Below are 16006 nucleotides of genomic sequence, written 5' to 3'. Positions count from 1 at the left end.
TTGGAGTTGGAACAATTTCATCATCGAAAGAGTTGAGTGAGAACAGTCTGACGGGGTGGTCTCTTTCAGCTCATCTTCCCGGGCTATCTGCCATAAGATATGATGTGGGCATCCGGTCAGAGGGCGTGTATCAGCAAGGCCTCAGAGAAAATGGAGACAAGCCCGTTGCTAGATCTTTCACATGTTCACACTGTCCTTTCCGAATTCTATGACCTGACCCCTTCGGCTGAGCTTGCTGCGTCGATGTCGGACACTTACGCTAAGATGGAACGTGTCGTTACACCGCCCGACTGGGCTGTATATGCGCCTTACGTGAGGGCAATCAATGCGCTGAAGAAAGAGCGTAATGCGGTGATTTTAGGTCATAATTATATGACCCCGGAAATTTTCCATGGTGTGTCTGACTTCGTTGGCGACAGCTTGCAGCTGGCCATAAAGGCGGGTGAAGTTGAAGCGGATGTCATTGTACAAGCAGGCGTTCATTTCATGGCTGAGACTTCGAAAATCCTTAGCCCGGAAAAGACAGTATTGATGCCGGACATGGGTGCGGGTTGTTCGCTGGCTGAGTCGATTACCGCAGAAGGTGTTGAGGAAATGCGCGCCAAGTACCCAGGCGCGCCGGTTGTTTCCTATGTGAACACCACGGCAGAGGTGAAGGCCGCATCAGATATTTGCTGTACGTCTTCCAATGCAGTCCAGATTGTGAACGCGATGGAGAGCGACACGGTCATCATGACGCCGGACCAATACCTGGCACAGAACGTGGCAAATGAAAGCCACAAGAATGTGGTGTTCTGGCCTGGCTCTTGCATCGTGCACGAGCAATATACTCCACAAGATCTGCGAGATTTTCGCCAGTGGAACCCTGATGTTCGCCTGATCGCTCACCCGGAATGCCCGCCCAATGTCGTGGCAGAGGCCGATTTTAGTGGTTCTACCAGTGGTATCCTCAAATATGTCCACGAGGAAAAACCAAAACAGGCAATGCTGATCACCGAGTGTTCGATGGCGTCGAACATTGCTGATGAATTGCCCGAAGTAGATTTCATCGGCCCTTGCAACATGTGTCCTTACATGAAGAAAATCACGCTCGAGAAAATCCTATATGTCTTGCACACGATGGAGGGGCAGGTTGAGGTGGATGTTCAGGTTGCAGACAAGGCGCGCCAGTCCGTACAGGCGATGATCGACCTCTCTCGTAAACTGGGCCTGTGACGCTTCGATGAACGAGGTTTTCACTGACCGCATCGTGATTGTTGGTGCTGGACTGGGTGCATTATATGCTGCGCTAAAGTTGGCTCCGCATCCGGTGGTCGTCGTTTCACCCGAAAGTTTGGGCAAAGGGGCAAGTTCATCTTGGGCTCAGGGTGGTGTGGCTGCGGCCATGGACCCGGCAGACAGCCCTAAGGACCATGCCCGTGACACGGTTAACGCCGGGGCAGGTGTGGTAGATGCCAAAGTGGCTGAGTTGGTGACTCAAGAGGCTCGGGACTATATCCTTGATCTGACCTCTATGGGCACGCCTTTTGATCGCACCACAGATGGCGGATATGTCTTGTCGCGTGAAGCCGCGCATGGGTTTGCTCGGGTTGTACGCGTCAAGGGTGATCAGGCCGGGGCAGGGATCATGGCCGCGCTGATTGAACAGGTTAGGGCAACGCCTTCGATCCAAGTTCTTGAAGGTATAATGGCGGTGGCGCTGGACGTCGATGATGGCCGTGTGACTGGGATCGAGATCCAGGATGCAGATGAAGGCTCGGCACCTGTTATGCTGCGCGGAACCGGGGTTCTTTTGGCCGGAGGTGGTTCAGGCGGGTTGTATGCGCTTACCACGAATCCGCCTCGTATACGCGGGCAGGTGATTGGGCTGGCAGCGCGCGCTGGTGCGCTGATCGCGGATGCCGAATTCGTACAGTTTCACCCAACCGCTATGGACGTTGGTGAAGACCCGGCGCCACTTGCAACAGAAGCACTGCGCGGTGAGGGAGCAATCCTGGTCAATCGCCATAGTGAACGCTTCATGCAAGCAGTTCACCCTGATGCCGAGCTTGCCCCACGGGATGTAGTGGCTCGTGAGATATTTGCTCAAGTGCAAGTGGGGAACTGCCCGGTTCTTGATACCCGCAAAGATATCGGCGCGCATATCACCGCGCTGTTCCCTTCGGTTGTTGAACACTGCATTCGAAATGGGATCGATCCGGTGAATGATCCGATCCCTGTCGCCCCGGCGGCGCACTACCACATGGGTGGTGTCAAAACAGGTACAGATGGTCGCGCCAGCTTGCAAGGCTTGTGGGTCTGTGGGGAAGCGTCCTCGACCGGCCTGCATGGGGCCAATCGGCTTGCGTCAAACGGGCTATTAGAGGCGTTGGTCTACGCACGTATTTGTGCGCTGAGCATTGCCGCCTATTTGGGCGAAGTGAAAATTGCCAATCCAATTGACATCCAGTTCGAAGCCTGCGGCGCTCCGGCTGATCCCAAGGCCGTGGCTGAACTGCGCCAGACGATGACCCAATGTGTTGGTGTGGTACGCGATGCCGAGGGATTAACAACAGCCCTTCGCAAGATCGCTACGCTAGAAGCGAGCCAGCGCGATAGCGCGTCATTTCTAAACATGTGCGCGACCGCCACACTGATCGCTGCGTCTGCTTTTGTGCGACAGGAAAGTCGCGGCGCGCATGAACGTTCCGACTTCCCTGACACCTCAGAGAAGCTTGCACAACGATCACAAATGTTATTCGCCGAAGCGCTCGCCATTCGGGCGCAGGCATGTGAGGAAAAAGCATGAGTTTTGCCACTGTTCACGACCTAGTTTTGGAACCTATGATCCGCAATGCCTTGATGGAGGATCTTGGCAGTTATGGGGACATTACCACCCGAACCGTTATCGCAGCCGATACAGTCTATGAAGCTGCAATTAATGCCCGCGAAGAGGCCGTGGTTTCTGGTATGCAGGTGGCTGCCATCGCGTTTCGATTGGTGGACCCGTCACTGGAAGTTGCAATCCAAATTCCTGATGGGCAATGCTGCCAGAAAGGGGATACGCTGATGACGATTAAAGGGTCAGCAGCGTCGATCTTGTCGGGCGAGCGTGTGGCACTGAATTTTGCTGGACGTCTCACTGGAATTGCGACCTTGACGGCTGCTTTTGTGGCCGAAACTAAGGGCTCTAAGACACGTGTGACCTGTACGCGCAAAACCACGCCGGGTCTGCGGCTGGTCGAAAAACTCGCCGTACTGCATGGCGGCGGGTTTAATCATCGGTTTTCCCTGTCAGACGCCATCATGATCAAAGATAACCATATCGCGGCGGCAGGGGGTATCCGGCAAGTTCTGGAAGCAACCAAGGCAACCGCCAGTCACATGGTCGCTGTCGAGATTGAGGTAGACAGGTTGGACCAACTGGCAGAGGTTCTTGATGTCGGCGGGGCCTCGGTGGTGTTGCTTGATAACATGGATGACGCCATGTTGGGCGAGGCCGTGAAGCTGGTGGCTGGACGAATGAAGACCGAAGCCAGCGGTAACGTGAAACTCGATCGCATTGCTTCGATTGCCTCAACCGGAGTGGACTACATCTCGTCAGGCGCCCTGACGCACTCTGCCCCTACAATTGATCTGGGTCTGGATTTTGATCGGGTCTGATCGAGTCCGGGCACGGCAATGCTGTATTGCCTCTCCAAGGCTAAAAATCGGTATCCTGCACCTCAGCCCATTTGCGCCTCAGTTCAACTCCTTCTCCCTCAAACCCCTCGGTCATCAGGTCACATGAGAGTATGCGATCGGATCTGAAGTGGCGAAAATCATTGCGCAGCTCGCACCAGGCGGCGATCACAACGGCCTCAGCATAGTAGACCAATGCAATGGGTCGTATTTTGCGTTTGGTCGATTTGTGTTCAACATCTTGGTAGAGCAGGCCAAGTTTGGTCTCTTGCCGGATAGCATTTCGAATTTCAGCAAGGTCAATATGGCCGGGAATTTTTGCGCCCCAACTGGATGAGAATAGGTTCTCACTGAGTTGGGTGGCTTCGGAAAGTTTCCTCATCGCGCGCAGCGCGGCTTTCTCCAGGCTCTTGTCGCCAGTTCTGGAGATCATGCTAAGCCCAACTGAAATGGCCTCTGCTTCTTCTATGTCAAAATTCACAGGCGGTAGATTGTACCCGGGTCGCATGACATATCCGATGCCTGCCTCGCCTTCGATTGGGACCCTCATCGACTGAAGCGATGCGATGTCGCGGTAGATTGTACGCTTTGTCACCTCCAGAATGTCAGCAATGTTCTGGGCGGTACGTGGACCATTGGCGCTTCGAAGCAGTTGAATAATCTCGAACATACGAGCAGACCGCATCCCGTTTCCCCTTGGTTAGAACATTCCTGCAGATAGCACATCACTGCTGACAGATACATGTCAGCAGTGATCCGATAGCAAACTGATAACGCAATTCAGAAACGGGAAATCACACGTGACACAAAGCATTATTCAGGCCGGTTTTGACACCAGACCAATCACCATGGAACCGCTTTGGCTGGTTCAGTATCAGGCCCCATCAGCAGATGTTGATCGAGTATTCGATGAGGTTTTAAAAATCGTTTCGTTGCAACAGGGTAAGACGGATTGCAACGGATACCTCGCGCCGGGCGGGGTGGAATACTATCGCCCGCTAGAAGGAACACCAACTGGCGCGGAAGATGAAGTACGGCGCCGTCCTGACGTAGGTGAAATGCGGTTTTTCATCCCACGTGAGACTGACGCGCTCGATCAGATCATCGAGGCGATCTATGAGGTGCACAGCTATTACGAACCAGTCATTACCGTTCAGGAGGTCCTGCGGAGCACCTGCAAAGGACTAGACGACCAAGCCAATCCTCATCGCTGGTGGAACAAAGGTGGCGATTGGAAAACAGCAAGTGAGTGAGGCTCTTTTTGCCCAACGAAACGGTCACCAGTTGGGTTTACTCCTCGTGGCCGTTTCTGCAGTAGCCTGGAGCACAGCCGGCTTGTTTACACGTCTGATACCGCTTGATACCGGGACCATTCTGGTGTGGCGGGGCGTGTTTGGAACGATTGGAATTCTTGCACTGGCATTCGCGATGCAAGGGCGCACGGCAATCCGTGAGTTCCGTAAAATGGGATGGCCGGGATGGTCGTTTGCAATGATTTCAGCCGTTGGAATGCTGTGCTTTATCACATCGTTGCGCATGACAACCGTAGCACATGTTTCAATTATTTATGCGACGGTGCCATTGGTTGCTGCTGCGCTGGCCTGGCTTCTAATTGGTGAAAAGCCTGCGCGCAGCGCTGTTGTAGCAAGTGTCTTTTCGCTTTTTGGTGTCAGTATTATTGTTGGGCTTGGTGCCGAAGGAAATCTTGCCGGCAATGTTTTGGCATTTGGAATGACCTTTTCACTTGCGGTGATGATGGTAATTTCGCGCCGCTATCAAGATATCCCAATCCTGCCCGCCGCCTGTGTTTCCGCGCTTTTGAGTAGCGTTGCGGCTTTCCCATTCAGCAATGGTCTTTTTGTTAGTGGCTATGAAATGAGCCTTCTTGCTTTGTTTGGCCTTGTAAACTCTGCAATTGGCCTTGCGCTTTTTACCGTTGGATCGAGGATGATCCCTGCTATCGAAACTGCTCTGATTGGTGCACTAGACGCACCTCTCGCTCCCATTTGGGTGTGGCTGTGCTTTGCCGAAATTCCAAGTGCAGAAACACTGACTGGCGGCGCCATTGTTTTCATTGCAGTGGTTTTACACATCGTTCAGCAAAGTAGGCAGTCTACGAAAACTCACTAACTCGTTGCGGCTTTGGGATGTGGGTTGCCTTCGTCGTGGTATCAAAAGACAAGAGAACTTTGGTCCACATCGCAAAAATGGCTTCAATAATCAGGCCGAGTGTTGAAGAGCGGCTTCGATCACTAAAAGAAGTTCGTTACGTCGGATTGGCTTAGTCAGTTGAAACGATTGAGGTCCCAGTTGTTGGGTTTGGTTATCTTGTGGAGCGTCATTTCCAACATAGCCGGACATGATGACAACTGGTAAACCGGGGCATATTTGGGAAACGTAGCGCGCCAATTCAGCCCCCTGGGTCTCTCCGGGCATAACAAGATCGGTGATAAGCAAATCAAATTCAGGACCATCGTCAAACAGAGCCTTGGCTGCATCACCCGAGTTGGCGGATGACACAATATAGCCAGCACGTGTCAAGATCAATTTGATGATGTCCAGGACGTCTTGTTGATCTTCAACTACTAGAATTCGCGCCCCCGTAGTTGTTGCGATAGCTGCAAGTTCCAGTTCTTTTTTTGGTCTGACAGGCGTACCTGATCCTGCATCGAAATAGAGCGTGAATGTCGTTCCTACGCCGAGTTCAGTAGTGACGCGGACAGTGCCTCTGGATTGCCGCATGAACCCTTGAATCATCGATAGGCCAAGCCCTGAACCTGATCCAATTGGTTTCGTGGTGAAAAAGGGTTCGAAAATTTTGGCAATAATCTCTTGCGAAATCCCGTGCCCGCTGTCGCTGACTGCAACAGTTACATACCGCCCCGCCTTTAGTTCATTAGCCTGGTAGGGTTTTGATGTTTCATCAATTGTGACATTCGCTGTTGCGATGGACAACTCGCCTCCATCAGGCATGGCGTCTCGGGCGTTTACGATCAAATTTAGCACTGCACTTTCCGCAGCGCTCCGGTCTATTTCAACGGCCCACAAATTGGACTCGAGCACCGTTACAAAATCGATGTATTCTGGGAGGGCTCGGTGGATCCAATTTTTGGTATCCAGAACAAGTGCATTCAAGTCGGTGCTTTCTGGGGCCAATTGTGAACGGCGTGCAAAGGCCAGCATGCTTTTGGTCAAATCTGCACCACGTCGGGTCGCGCCAATGCTGGCATCAATGAATTTCAAGTTCTCGGGATCGGTGATTTCATCGCGAAGCAGTTCTTGGTTTCCCATGATAACCGCAAGAAGATTGTTGAAATCGTGGGCTACACCACCTGTTAGCTGGCCGACGGCCTCTAACCGTTGGGATTGTCTGAGTTTTTCTTCCGTTATCTTTTTCTCTGTTACGTCGGATTGGACGGCAATTGATAAACTGCCATGCAACGGATGCTCAAATTTGGTCGCTGAGACTTCACACCAGAAGACAGTTCCATCCTTTTTGATACTTCGAATTTCTCCTACCCAACTTCCATTGGCTTCAATTTCACCATGTATATGTGCGGTGGTCTGCTCGGGTGTCTTGTCTGTTTCAGCACTGGTTGTTCCAACAAACTCACCTATGAGTTCACCTTCTTCATAGCCAAACATGGTATCGTGCATCGCATTTGTGTAGATAATAATCCCGTCCGAGATACGAGAAGCCTGAACACCTTCGCTCATTCCTTCAATGATTTCGCCACGAAATGTGAGTTCGGTTTCTGCTTTTTTAAATTCGGTTATGTCCAAAATGCTGACGGGAATGCTTCGGAACCCATCTTCTGTCTCAGGAAGGGGAAGTGAAATTATACCAACAATCTCGACTCCATCGAGAGTTTTGAAGGTGGTCTCCGCCCTGAATGTGCTGTGCTTAGCCCAGATTGCGCAAAGCTGATCCTTAAACATTTCCAACGTTAATTGGTTGAAAGTCTTGTTGCTATGTTCAAGCAGATCGGCTTCTGAAGAGGCATTAAATATTCTAAGTGTTGCAAGGTTTGCGCTGAGAATGTTGATCGTCGTAAAAATATCCCAGGTAGCATTCTCATTGTTGTCGAGGTACTGGCGTAAGTCAGTTACTCCTTCCTCTCGTAACTGATTTAGAGTTTTGTAGACATTAGAATAGTCGGCGTTTGAAAGAGAGACTTCACTGTTTTCGAAGAGCCGTCGAAAACGAACTTCTTCCTGTAGAAGACGTGCAATTGCCTCAGATCGATCGCGCGAAAGCTGATTGTACTCAAGGGCGATTGCGCCCAGTTCGTCGTTTTTGTGAGAGGCAGAGACAGGCAGTTCTTGTGCCCCATCATGGATCAAGCCCGCGAGTTTTCGAAGTGGTCTGGTTAACATGTTGTGGAATAGAACAGTGAGTATAATTGCCAGTATAACATTCCTCAAAATTCCAAAACTGAGGATCAAACCCGAGCGTTGAAAAAATGCTTGTGCGATTACATTTGTGTCTACGCTGATACTTAGATCGCCAGCATGAAAACCTGTCTGCTTGTCTGTTAGTCGGGTCGAAAATGACTTTGCTTCGCCAAATATGCCTTCGGCCAACCAGGAAAATGAGTTCTTTAGGTGAGGTCGACTCTTAAAGTACATGGTGTCGTTGTAGCTATCGATGATCTTCGCTTCCACGACAGCAGGCTGTTGAAAAAGGCCGTTGACCACCGTCTGCGCCAACTCTTTATCCAGACCATAGGCGGCTTGAAACGCAGTCTGCTCAAATGCTCTAAGGGATTGCTTGAATGTCTTATTAGTTTGGTCAATTTCACTCCGCAAATCTGCGGCAATCTGAAGGGCACCAAACCCAATTCCCAACACAAACCCAGTGGTGACGGCTGCACGCGCTTGTTTGAAAGATAGGCTTTTCGTGAACTTTTTGGGCAACGAAGTTTCCATCCTCGACTTAGCTGAAATCGTCTGGAATATAGCGTTTGAGAAGCCTGGTGAATACGCCTTCTGCTCGGAGTTCGTTTGTAGTCTCTTGCAGCCGTAGTATTACATCATCCGGCACCTGACCTTTGGCGCAATGTAACCATAACGATGCGTGAATGATTGGTAAGATACCCCCAATATCTTTGCGACTAATTTGCTCGGCGGCAAAATAGTAGAAGATGCTGAGTTCAGACCCGGCAACGGCGTCAACCCGGCCCGCTTTGAACAGGCGCACACTTTGCTCATACCCATTTGTTGGAACCTGCGTGATATTGGGGTCTGACGATATCGGGGAATCTGCGAAGCTACCTCGTGTTATTGCCAGACGCAGGCCATGTATATCTTCAATCCGCGTGATTGGGACACCTTCACGCGTAATAATAGCTGCATCAAATCGATTGAGAATTTTGGCTACTGGCTGGAACTTACTTTCGCTCCAGGGGGTAAGCGCAATGACAACGCAATCTGTGAGACCACGCTCCAGGTTTTTAATGGCCCGCGCCATAGGAAGTACTTCATCTGCAACAGGAATGCCCATCCGTTCGGCAATAGCGGTGTCTATATCGACCATTAAGCCGAGGCGACCGCCGGGGTCATCATGGAGGACATAGGGAACGAGATCCACAGTTGCAAAGCTTAAGCCCTCTGCAAAAACGGGTTTGGCGAAAAGGGCCAGACTGAGCATACTAAGGCATGTTGCCATCGATTTAGCGACGTTCATTTGCCCTCACTTTTCTTACGTCTGTGCAATTTGTAGTTCGCCGAGCAATTATTGTTCCTTACATGTTGTGACCATTTGATATTGGAATCAAGTCTGCGCCTCATAGATTGAGTTCTCAGCTTGCGATCTGGTCGCCAAACAGCTGATGACGGTGTGTCGCCACGGCTGCTAAAGCTGAATTGCGTAATTGAGAGGGCCTTCGCTCCAGAACACTGAATAATTATGCAGTAATTGGTGCTTCTTTGGACTTCTGGGCAAGAAGAATTGTCATGCCATAACATTCAGGGTCTTCAGGTACGAATTGCCGTATTTGGATGTTTAGGCTTGAAAGGATGCTGTCGTATTCGTCTGGAGACAAACTTGCATGATAGATTGGATCATCCCCAACACATCCTGCGACCTCACCATCAAGCGGGCCGACTGTAAGCAATAAAACACCATCCGGGTGAAGGTGGTTGGCGATACAGGGAAGCACACTTCGTTGTTCGTCACGTGTTAAGTGGAAAAAGCTGTTCCAACCGATGATACCGTGAAACCGTTCGGAGAACTCAAACGAGCGCATGTCCCCAAGTCTCCAATCTCCGCTTGGGATGTTTGCACGGGCCATGTCAATCATGTTTGATGATGCATCCAGCCCGACAATCGTATGACCATGCCCTATGAGATACGAGGCGATCGGCTCTCCAGCGCCACAACCCAAATCCAGAATTTTACCACCTTCTGGTATCCATTTCAGAAACCGGTCAAGCCATGATTTCTCAACCAACGACTTTGGGCGTTCATCGGCAAATCTGCGAGCGTTGCGCTGATAAGTCACCTGTGTCTGCAACGCCAGATCTGTAATGTCTCTATCGCTCAACTGGCAGCCCTCCAAAATGCTTCTCCATTGTAGTTGTGACAGTCCAAGCATCAACCACAGGTTTGTCAGCGCTGTTAATTTCGACAAACGTTCCTGAGGGCAGCAATAAAGTCGGCGTTGCGAAATGACAGGAACAATCAGTTGTACCCAAAGTTGTTTGGGTTTTTCCTTCGGTGCTGGTTGCTATCTTCGCGTAACAAGACCAATTGACCTAGGCCCTTTCGAGGTATTGCGTCCCGTAGGTGTTCGAGGACAACTTGTGTGGTCAATCACATCCTCGCTGATGCAGGCGCGGCTCAGTTTTGAATTTTTCGCCTAAGAACCGCATGACGATATTTATGCGCTCGACACGTCTCAGGTCAGGATGTGTCAGGATCCAAAGGCTGTTTTTGCCAGCCAGCTCAAGCGTGAAACATCGCTCTAGGTCATCACGGGACAGGTCGTCCGGTAACAGAGCAAGACCATGACCCGCTGCCGCAAGGGATGACATGGTGGACAGATCGTCCGTATGCGTGCGCGACAGAAGATCATTTTGCCGCTCGAGCCAAGTGTAGCCCTCAAGTGTCGTCAAGCGCCCGCTTGCGCCAATGAAGGTGTGACCTGCTAGGTCCTGACTGGATTCGGGTTTTCCAAGTCGCTCAAAATAGCTGGGCGCACCATACATCCCCCACCTGATTGACATCAGCTTGCGGCCCACCAGATGATCAGGCGGAGATTTCGCGACGCGCAGGGCTACGTCCGCCTGCCGGGTCGACATGTTCAACTCATCGTTGGTCACCAGGAGCGTGACAGCAATGTCCGGGTAGAGCGTTGAAAGCTCCAGTAAATAACTTGGCAAAAAATGCTGAGCAAAGCTACTGGGAGCAGTCACGATGACATCGCCCCCGGGGGTTCGGTCGTCACCAACGATTTCACGTGCCGCGTCTTCGGCGATACCGGACATGATACGTACTTTGCCAAGCAGGCGCAGGCCTGTTTCTGTTAGCTCGTAGCGCCCCTGAATGCGGTCAAAAAGCCGGGAGCCGATACTGCTTTCAAATACCTTTAAACGGCGAAACACCGTTGTGTGGCTCATCCCAAGGACATCCGCCGCGGTTGTGAGATTTCGTTGTTCGGCGACAGTGTGGAAAATTTTGAGGTCGTTCCAGTCCATTTGTGCCATTTCAAATTTGAAAAATAAAAGTTCAAAATCGCTCATTTCGTGCATCTGCGCAATCTCTTAATCAGAGAGGCAATCTAAAATAAGGACTAATCAATGATTGGCTACATCTCAGTTGGAACCAATGACCTCGCGCGCAGCTCGGCCTATTACGATACCGTTTTGGGGATGCTGGGCGCGTCTCGCATCATGGAAATGGACGACTTCATTGTTTGGGGCACCAAGAACGGGACGACGAATTTCTCTGTCCACGTTCCAGAAAACAAAGCCGCAGCAACCGCGGGCAATGGAATGATGATCGCGCTGCATGCTGAAAATCCAGAAACGGTGACCGCAGTCCATGCCAAGGCAATCGAACTTGGCAGTGAGGACTGTGGCGCACCGGGACCGCGCCATGGTGACAGCGGATTTTTTGCAGCCTATTTCCGAGATCCGGATGGCAACAAGCTCAACCTTCATTGCATGACGGGCACAACCTGATGACGACATCACAGTTTCACATCATAGGTCATAAACTTTGCCCATATGTCCAGCGTGCAGTTATCACCATGCTGGAGCTGGACATTCCCTTTGACCGGACCGACATCGAACTGAACAAAAAGCCTGCCTGGCTTTCCGAGCTTTCTCCAACAGGAAAAGTTCCCGTCTTGATCGTGGATCAAACCACCACGATGTTCGAATCCACTGTGATTTCTGAGTACTTGCAGGAGATCAGTGCACAGGCCTTTCATCCGAGCGATGCATTAGACCGCGGATTGCATAGGGCGTGGATTGCATATGGTGACCAAATTCTGGATGTCATCGCCAACATTATCTACCTCACACAGACTGAAACTGAACAGGTCGAGGCTTTTGGCAAGATTGCTGGAATGTTTGCAATACTCGACAAACAAGTGAGTGAAGGCCCCTATTTTGCGGGAAGCCAATTCCAACTCATAGATGCGGTCTACGCAACGGTGTTCCGTTTCCTTCCTGCTTTGAGTCTCCTTGCACCGATGGACTTGCTCGTAGCCTGTCCAAGGCTGAGACGGTGGAGCCATGTGTTGGCAAATCGTTCGTCGGTTGTCAGTGCTGTGCCAGACCAATTCGACGTGATGCTACGGCAATTCATCGCGGACCAGAGCAGCTTTGCAGCGGTGCAGTTGCGCTAATATTTTTTTGCATTGTGAAACGATCATGGAAAGGCACGCGGCGTGCGGCGTCGCGTGCCAATGTGTGTCTGTCAGTTCAAGGCAGGCGGGCAGGGGCCGCGTCATACTGCATTTGATGACCTGTCAAAAAGGGTATTTTGCAGCTTTGCGGTTCAGATATCCTTCATCAGACGCAACGCGTCATAGATCGCAGCATGTGTATTGCGGGCGGAAACGGCATCGCCAATGCGGAACAGCTGGAACTGCCCAGTTGTGTTACGGGTGACGGTCTGGGAATTGCCCGCGATGAGCGCTTCGTGATCCACAGCCCCCTGATTTGAAGACAAAGGTTTGAGATCAAAGTAGAGGTCGTCTAACGGCAAGGTGCCGCAATTGACGATAACCTGTTCATACTCAGCCTTGTAGGTGTGATCACTGTAGTCTGTGCCAACTGTTGCAGTCAGTTTATTGCCTTCGCGTTTCACGCCGAGCAGGCGGCGGGCGAGGGTGAAACTCACGTCCTTGTCTTGGAGTGATCGCATGTAGGGCACGAGGTTCATTGCCATTACGTCAGGTGCAAAGGTGCGATCAGGTGTCATAATTTCAACGGCGGCCCCAGCCTTTGCCGCTACCTCCGCTGCCTGCAATGCCGGGTGGTCACCGCTTTCGTCATAGATCAGGACGGTACCTGCAGGTTTCACATCGCCCGAAATGATATCCCAGGTTGTCACCACATTGGGCTGTTCGTCGGATTGTTCAAACAGTGCGATGTTGGGCATCCCCCCCGTCGCTACAATCACTACATCGGGATCAAGCGAAGTGACGTCTTCAAGTTCGGCCCAGGTGTTAAACTGAAATGTAACATCGCGGGCGGCACACTGTGACATGCGCCAGTCGATGATCGACATCATTTCACGCCGCCGTGGGTTTTGCGCAGTCAGACGAATTTGTCCTCCAGGGTCAGCAGCGGCCTCAAACACCGTAACATCATGCCCACGTTCTGATGCGACGCGTGCCGCCTCCAATCCGGCTGGACCCGCACCAACAATCACAACCTTTTTCTTTTTATCGGCCTGCGCGATCTCATGCGGCATGGATAGCTCGCGACCGGTGGCTGCGTTGTGGATGCAAAGAGCGTCGCCAGCCTGATAGATCCGATCAAGACAATAAGTGGCGCCAACACAGGGTCGGATGTCGTCCTCACGGCCCTCAGTAATTTTATGCACGATATGAGGGTCGGCCATATGTGCGCGGGTCATTCCAACCATATCCAACAGCCCGGCCTGCACCGCATGACGGGCAGTGGCAACATCGGGGATCTTGGCAGCATGAAACGTTGGCATACCAGTTGCCTTCTTCACGTCGCCGGCAAAATCCAGATGGGGCGCGTTTTTCATACCTTGCACCGGGATCACATCGGTCATTGCGGGATCGGTGTGGATGCGGCCCCGGATCACATTGAGAAAGTCAATCTTACCGGTGGCGGCCAGCCGTTTGGAAATCTCCAATCCTTCTTCAGGGGAAATGCCGCCCTTTTGCGCTTCATCGGCCGTGTAGCGCAGGCCCACGATGAACTCAGCTCCCACGCGCTTGCGAATTGCGTCTAAAACATCCATCGGGAACCGCATGCGGTTTTCCAGAGTGTCGGCGCCATAGGGACCTGTCAAGTCGTTGGTCAGAGGCGACCAGAACTGATCCAGCAGGTGACCGTAGACCTGCAATTCAATGCCGTCCATTCCGCCTGCCTGCATGCGCTCTGCTGCATCAGCAAAGTCAGAAATGATCCGTTCGATATCCCAGTCTTCGATGAGCTTTGGAAAGGCACGATGGGCAGGTTCACGATGTTTGGAGGAGGATACAGAGGGCAGCCAGTGCCCTTTGTTCCAGGTTGTGCGTCGTCCAAGATGGGTCAGTTGTATCATTGCGGCGCAGCCGTGTTCATGCACCGCATCCGTCAGGTTTTGGATCCATGGAACGACATCGTCGCGATAGGCAAGGATATTGTTAAATACCGGTGGGCTGTCTTTGCTTACCGCAGCTGATCCTGCAGTCATCACCATAGCCACACCAGCTTTGGCGCGTTCCGCATGATAGGCCGCATAGCGTTCTTTGGGCATTCCATCTTCTGGGTAAGCAGGTTCATGGCTGGTTGTCATGATCCGGTTGCGTAGCGTTAGGTGCTTGAGTTGGAATGGCTGAAGCAAAGGGTCATTTGACATAGGGCATCCTTGGGACGTTATCAGAAACACAGAACCTGACATATGTGTCAGTTCATGTTTTCTGGAATTGACACTTGTGTCAAGTGCAATAGAGTCACGCTATGGAAACCGCACCACAGCCCCGCGCACGCGCAACCCGAAGCATTTGGCTTGACGCTGCATATGACCTGTTTGTGCAGGACGGTATCGAAGCCGTCAAAATCATGCCACTTGCGAAGAAGTTGAATCTAACCAGGACCGGATTTTACTGGCATTTCAAAGATCTGGCCGAGTTGCACGACGCGCTTGTCGATATTTGGCAAGCTCGCAACACCGGCATCATACTTGAACGCTGCGCTGCTCCTGCGGATAGTCTGTGTTCCGCTTTATTCAACCTAACTGATTGTTGGATTGATCCTGATCTTTTTGATGCGCCACTTGACTTGGCAATCCACAATTGGGCCCGCAACGATAGTAAATTGCAAAAATTAGTGGAGGCCTCGGATGCAGCCCGATTGGAGGCGGTTCGGGCAGTGTTTCTACGATTTGGTGTGACGCCGGACGCAGCTCACTATCGGGCATTGACGACGATCCTGACGCAAAGCGGGTATTATTCGAAGCCTGTCATCGAGGCTCGATTGGATCGTGCACTTGCTGGGTGCCATTACGTAGAGGTGTTTGCTGGCGAACCGCCCACCCAGCAGGAGATCGACGACTTTTTAAGTCGTCATCGTGAGGGGGCACCCGGATGATTGGCCTGATACCGCAGTGTCCGATCTCGTGGCCTCCGTTATTGTGGACAGTTACATTGCGACGGGCAGTACCCAAGTCATGGGTACCCGAAACCGGATGCCGAAAGTTGTCAGTCTCAATGGTCTTAGATGGGTTATGCCGGACTTCAATCACTTGGGTCTCATCTACGAACCTCAGGCAGACAACTCGTTGAGAAAATTCGAGGAAGTCCGAGCGTTGTCAGAAGAGGAAAACTTCCAGCTTAGCACAGTGCCTGTGCACGGCGACGATCCGGACAAACTGGAGCAGATGGCAATGGGCATCGCCCAGACGAAGGTCGACGGTGTAAAGCTGATATATCTCGGGTCATCCCCTTTTTTGGAGACCCGATCTGACACATTCACTCAAATGGCAACATCGCATGGCCTGCCAGCTGCAGTATACTCCCATCGCTGATATAGCTGCGCAGATCGGGTATTTTGAACCTGCTAATTTCACGCGATTTTTCAAGTCGCAATTTGGGATGACACCCAACCAATTTCGGAAAACAAAACGGCAGGAAAACTACGACAAGTGAACATG

16 protein-coding genes are annotated in these 16006 nt (G+C 51.6%); 10 read left to right on the top strand and 6 right to left on the bottom strand.

Annotated elements, in window-relative coordinates:
* The first annotated feature begins 165 nt into the window (after positions 1–165).
* The 3 genes from nadA to nadC are packed head-to-tail and all read left to right on the top strand — an operon-like array spanning position 166 to position 3642.
* Positions 166–1215: a quinolinate synthase NadA gene (nadA, locus tag FEE96_RS07325; RefSeq protein WP_246079341.1), complete on the top strand. Its 1050-nt coding sequence runs from the start codon at positions 166–168 to the stop codon at positions 1213–1215.
* Between the two features lie 7 nt (positions 1216–1222).
* Positions 1223–2788: an L-aspartate oxidase gene (locus FEE96_RS07320; protein WP_138162365.1), complete on the top strand. Its 1566-nt coding sequence runs from the start codon at positions 1223–1225 to the stop codon at positions 2786–2788.
* A complete protein-coding gene (gene nadC, locus FEE96_RS07315) occupies positions 2785–3642 on the top strand; it encodes a carboxylating nicotinate-nucleotide diphosphorylase (RefSeq protein WP_138162364.1) in 858 nt (285 codons plus the stop codon). The genes FEE96_RS07320 and nadC overlap by 4 nt, the downstream gene beginning before the upstream one ends.
* Before the next feature lie 40 nt (positions 3643–3682).
* Here the strand turns inward: nadC and FEE96_RS07310 are convergent, their stop codons facing one another.
* On the bottom strand, positions 3683–4345 hold the full coding sequence (locus FEE96_RS07310) for a helix-turn-helix transcriptional regulator (protein ID WP_138162363.1): 663 nt from the start codon (positions 4343–4345) through the stop codon (positions 3683–3685).
* A 115-nt stretch (positions 4346–4460) separates the two neighbouring features.
* On the opposite strand from FEE96_RS07310, the gene FEE96_RS07305 reads away from it, so the two are divergent.
* Positions 4461–4913, top strand: coding sequence for a YqfO family protein (locus tag FEE96_RS07305; protein WP_212744751.1), 453 nt, complete (start codon positions 4461–4463; stop codon positions 4911–4913).
* Complete coding sequence (locus FEE96_RS07300; RefSeq protein ID WP_171021642.1) at positions 4885–5790, top strand: DMT family transporter; 906 nt, start codon at positions 4885–4887, stop codon at positions 5788–5790. The genes FEE96_RS07305 and FEE96_RS07300 overlap by 29 nt, the downstream gene beginning before the upstream one ends.
* Positions 5791–5880: 90 nt before the next feature.
* Here the strand turns inward: FEE96_RS07300 and FEE96_RS07295 are convergent, their stop codons facing one another.
* The 4 genes from FEE96_RS07295 to FEE96_RS07280 form a co-directional block, all read right to left on the bottom strand.
* Positions 5881–8577, bottom strand: a complete 2697-nt coding sequence (locus FEE96_RS07295) for a hybrid sensor histidine kinase/response regulator (RefSeq protein WP_212744750.1) — start codon at positions 8575–8577, stop codon at positions 5881–5883.
* Positions 8578–8596: 19 nt separating this feature from the next.
* The gene (locus tag FEE96_RS07290; protein ID WP_138162360.1) at positions 8597–9346 is read right to left on the bottom strand and encodes a substrate-binding periplasmic protein; all 750 of its coding nucleotides are present in this window, start codon (positions 9344–9346) and stop codon (positions 8597–8599) included.
* 220 nt (positions 9347–9566) lie between these two features.
* Positions 9567–10205: a class I SAM-dependent methyltransferase gene (locus FEE96_RS07285; RefSeq protein WP_138162359.1), complete on the bottom strand. Its 639-nt coding sequence runs from the start codon at positions 10203–10205 to the stop codon at positions 9567–9569.
* 265 nt (positions 10206–10470) lie between these two features.
* A complete protein-coding gene (locus tag FEE96_RS07280; protein WP_138162358.1) occupies positions 10471–11412 on the bottom strand; it encodes a LysR family transcriptional regulator in 942 nt (313 codons plus the stop codon).
* A gap of 48 nt (positions 11413–11460) precedes the next feature.
* Between FEE96_RS07280 and FEE96_RS07275 the strand changes: the two genes are divergently transcribed.
* Positions 11461–11844: a VOC family protein gene (locus FEE96_RS07275; protein WP_138162357.1), complete on the top strand. Its 384-nt coding sequence runs from the start codon at positions 11461–11463 to the stop codon at positions 11842–11844.
* Positions 11844–12515 carry a glutathione S-transferase family protein gene (locus FEE96_RS07270; RefSeq protein ID WP_138162356.1) on the top strand — a complete coding sequence of 224 codons (672 nt, stop codon included), beginning with the start codon at positions 11844–11846 and terminating at the stop codon, positions 12513–12515. Before FEE96_RS07275 ends, FEE96_RS07270 begins: the two co-directional genes overlap by 1 nt.
* Positions 12516–12667: 152 nt before the next feature.
* On the opposite strand, the gene FEE96_RS07265 is transcribed toward FEE96_RS07270, so the two are convergent.
* Positions 12668–14713, bottom strand: a complete 2046-nt coding sequence (locus FEE96_RS07265; RefSeq protein WP_138162355.1) for an NADH:flavin oxidoreductase — start codon at positions 14711–14713, stop codon at positions 12668–12670.
* Positions 14714–14814: 101 nt separating this feature from the next.
* On the opposite strand from FEE96_RS07265, the gene FEE96_RS07260 reads away from it, so the two are divergent.
* The 3 genes from FEE96_RS07260 to FEE96_RS24085 are packed head-to-tail and all read left to right on the top strand — an operon-like array spanning position 14815 to position 16001.
* Positions 14815–15444 (top strand): TetR/AcrR family transcriptional regulator, encoded by a 630-nt coding sequence (locus FEE96_RS07260; RefSeq protein ID WP_138162354.1) that lies wholly within the window; start codon positions 14815–14817, stop codon positions 15442–15444.
* A 16-nt stretch (positions 15445–15460) separates the two neighbouring features.
* Entirely contained in the window at positions 15461–15880 is a 420-nt protein-coding gene (locus tag FEE96_RS07255) for a type 1 periplasmic-binding domain-containing protein (protein ID WP_171021640.1), read from the top strand.
* Positions 15846–16001, top strand: coding sequence for a helix-turn-helix domain-containing protein (locus FEE96_RS24085; protein WP_138162352.1), 156 nt, complete (start codon positions 15846–15848; stop codon positions 15999–16001). Before FEE96_RS07255 ends, FEE96_RS24085 begins: the two co-directional genes overlap by 35 nt.
* The last annotated feature ends 5 nt before the right edge of the window (positions 16002–16006 follow it).

Origin of the sequence: Parasedimentitalea maritima, assembly GCF_005771405.1 — a bacterium.
Lineage (GTDB): Bacteria > Pseudomonadota > Alphaproteobacteria > Rhodobacterales > Rhodobacteraceae > Parasedimentitalea > Parasedimentitalea maritima.
Note: the sequence above shows the minus strand (reverse complement) of the source record. Positions and strands in the feature narration are given on the sequence as shown.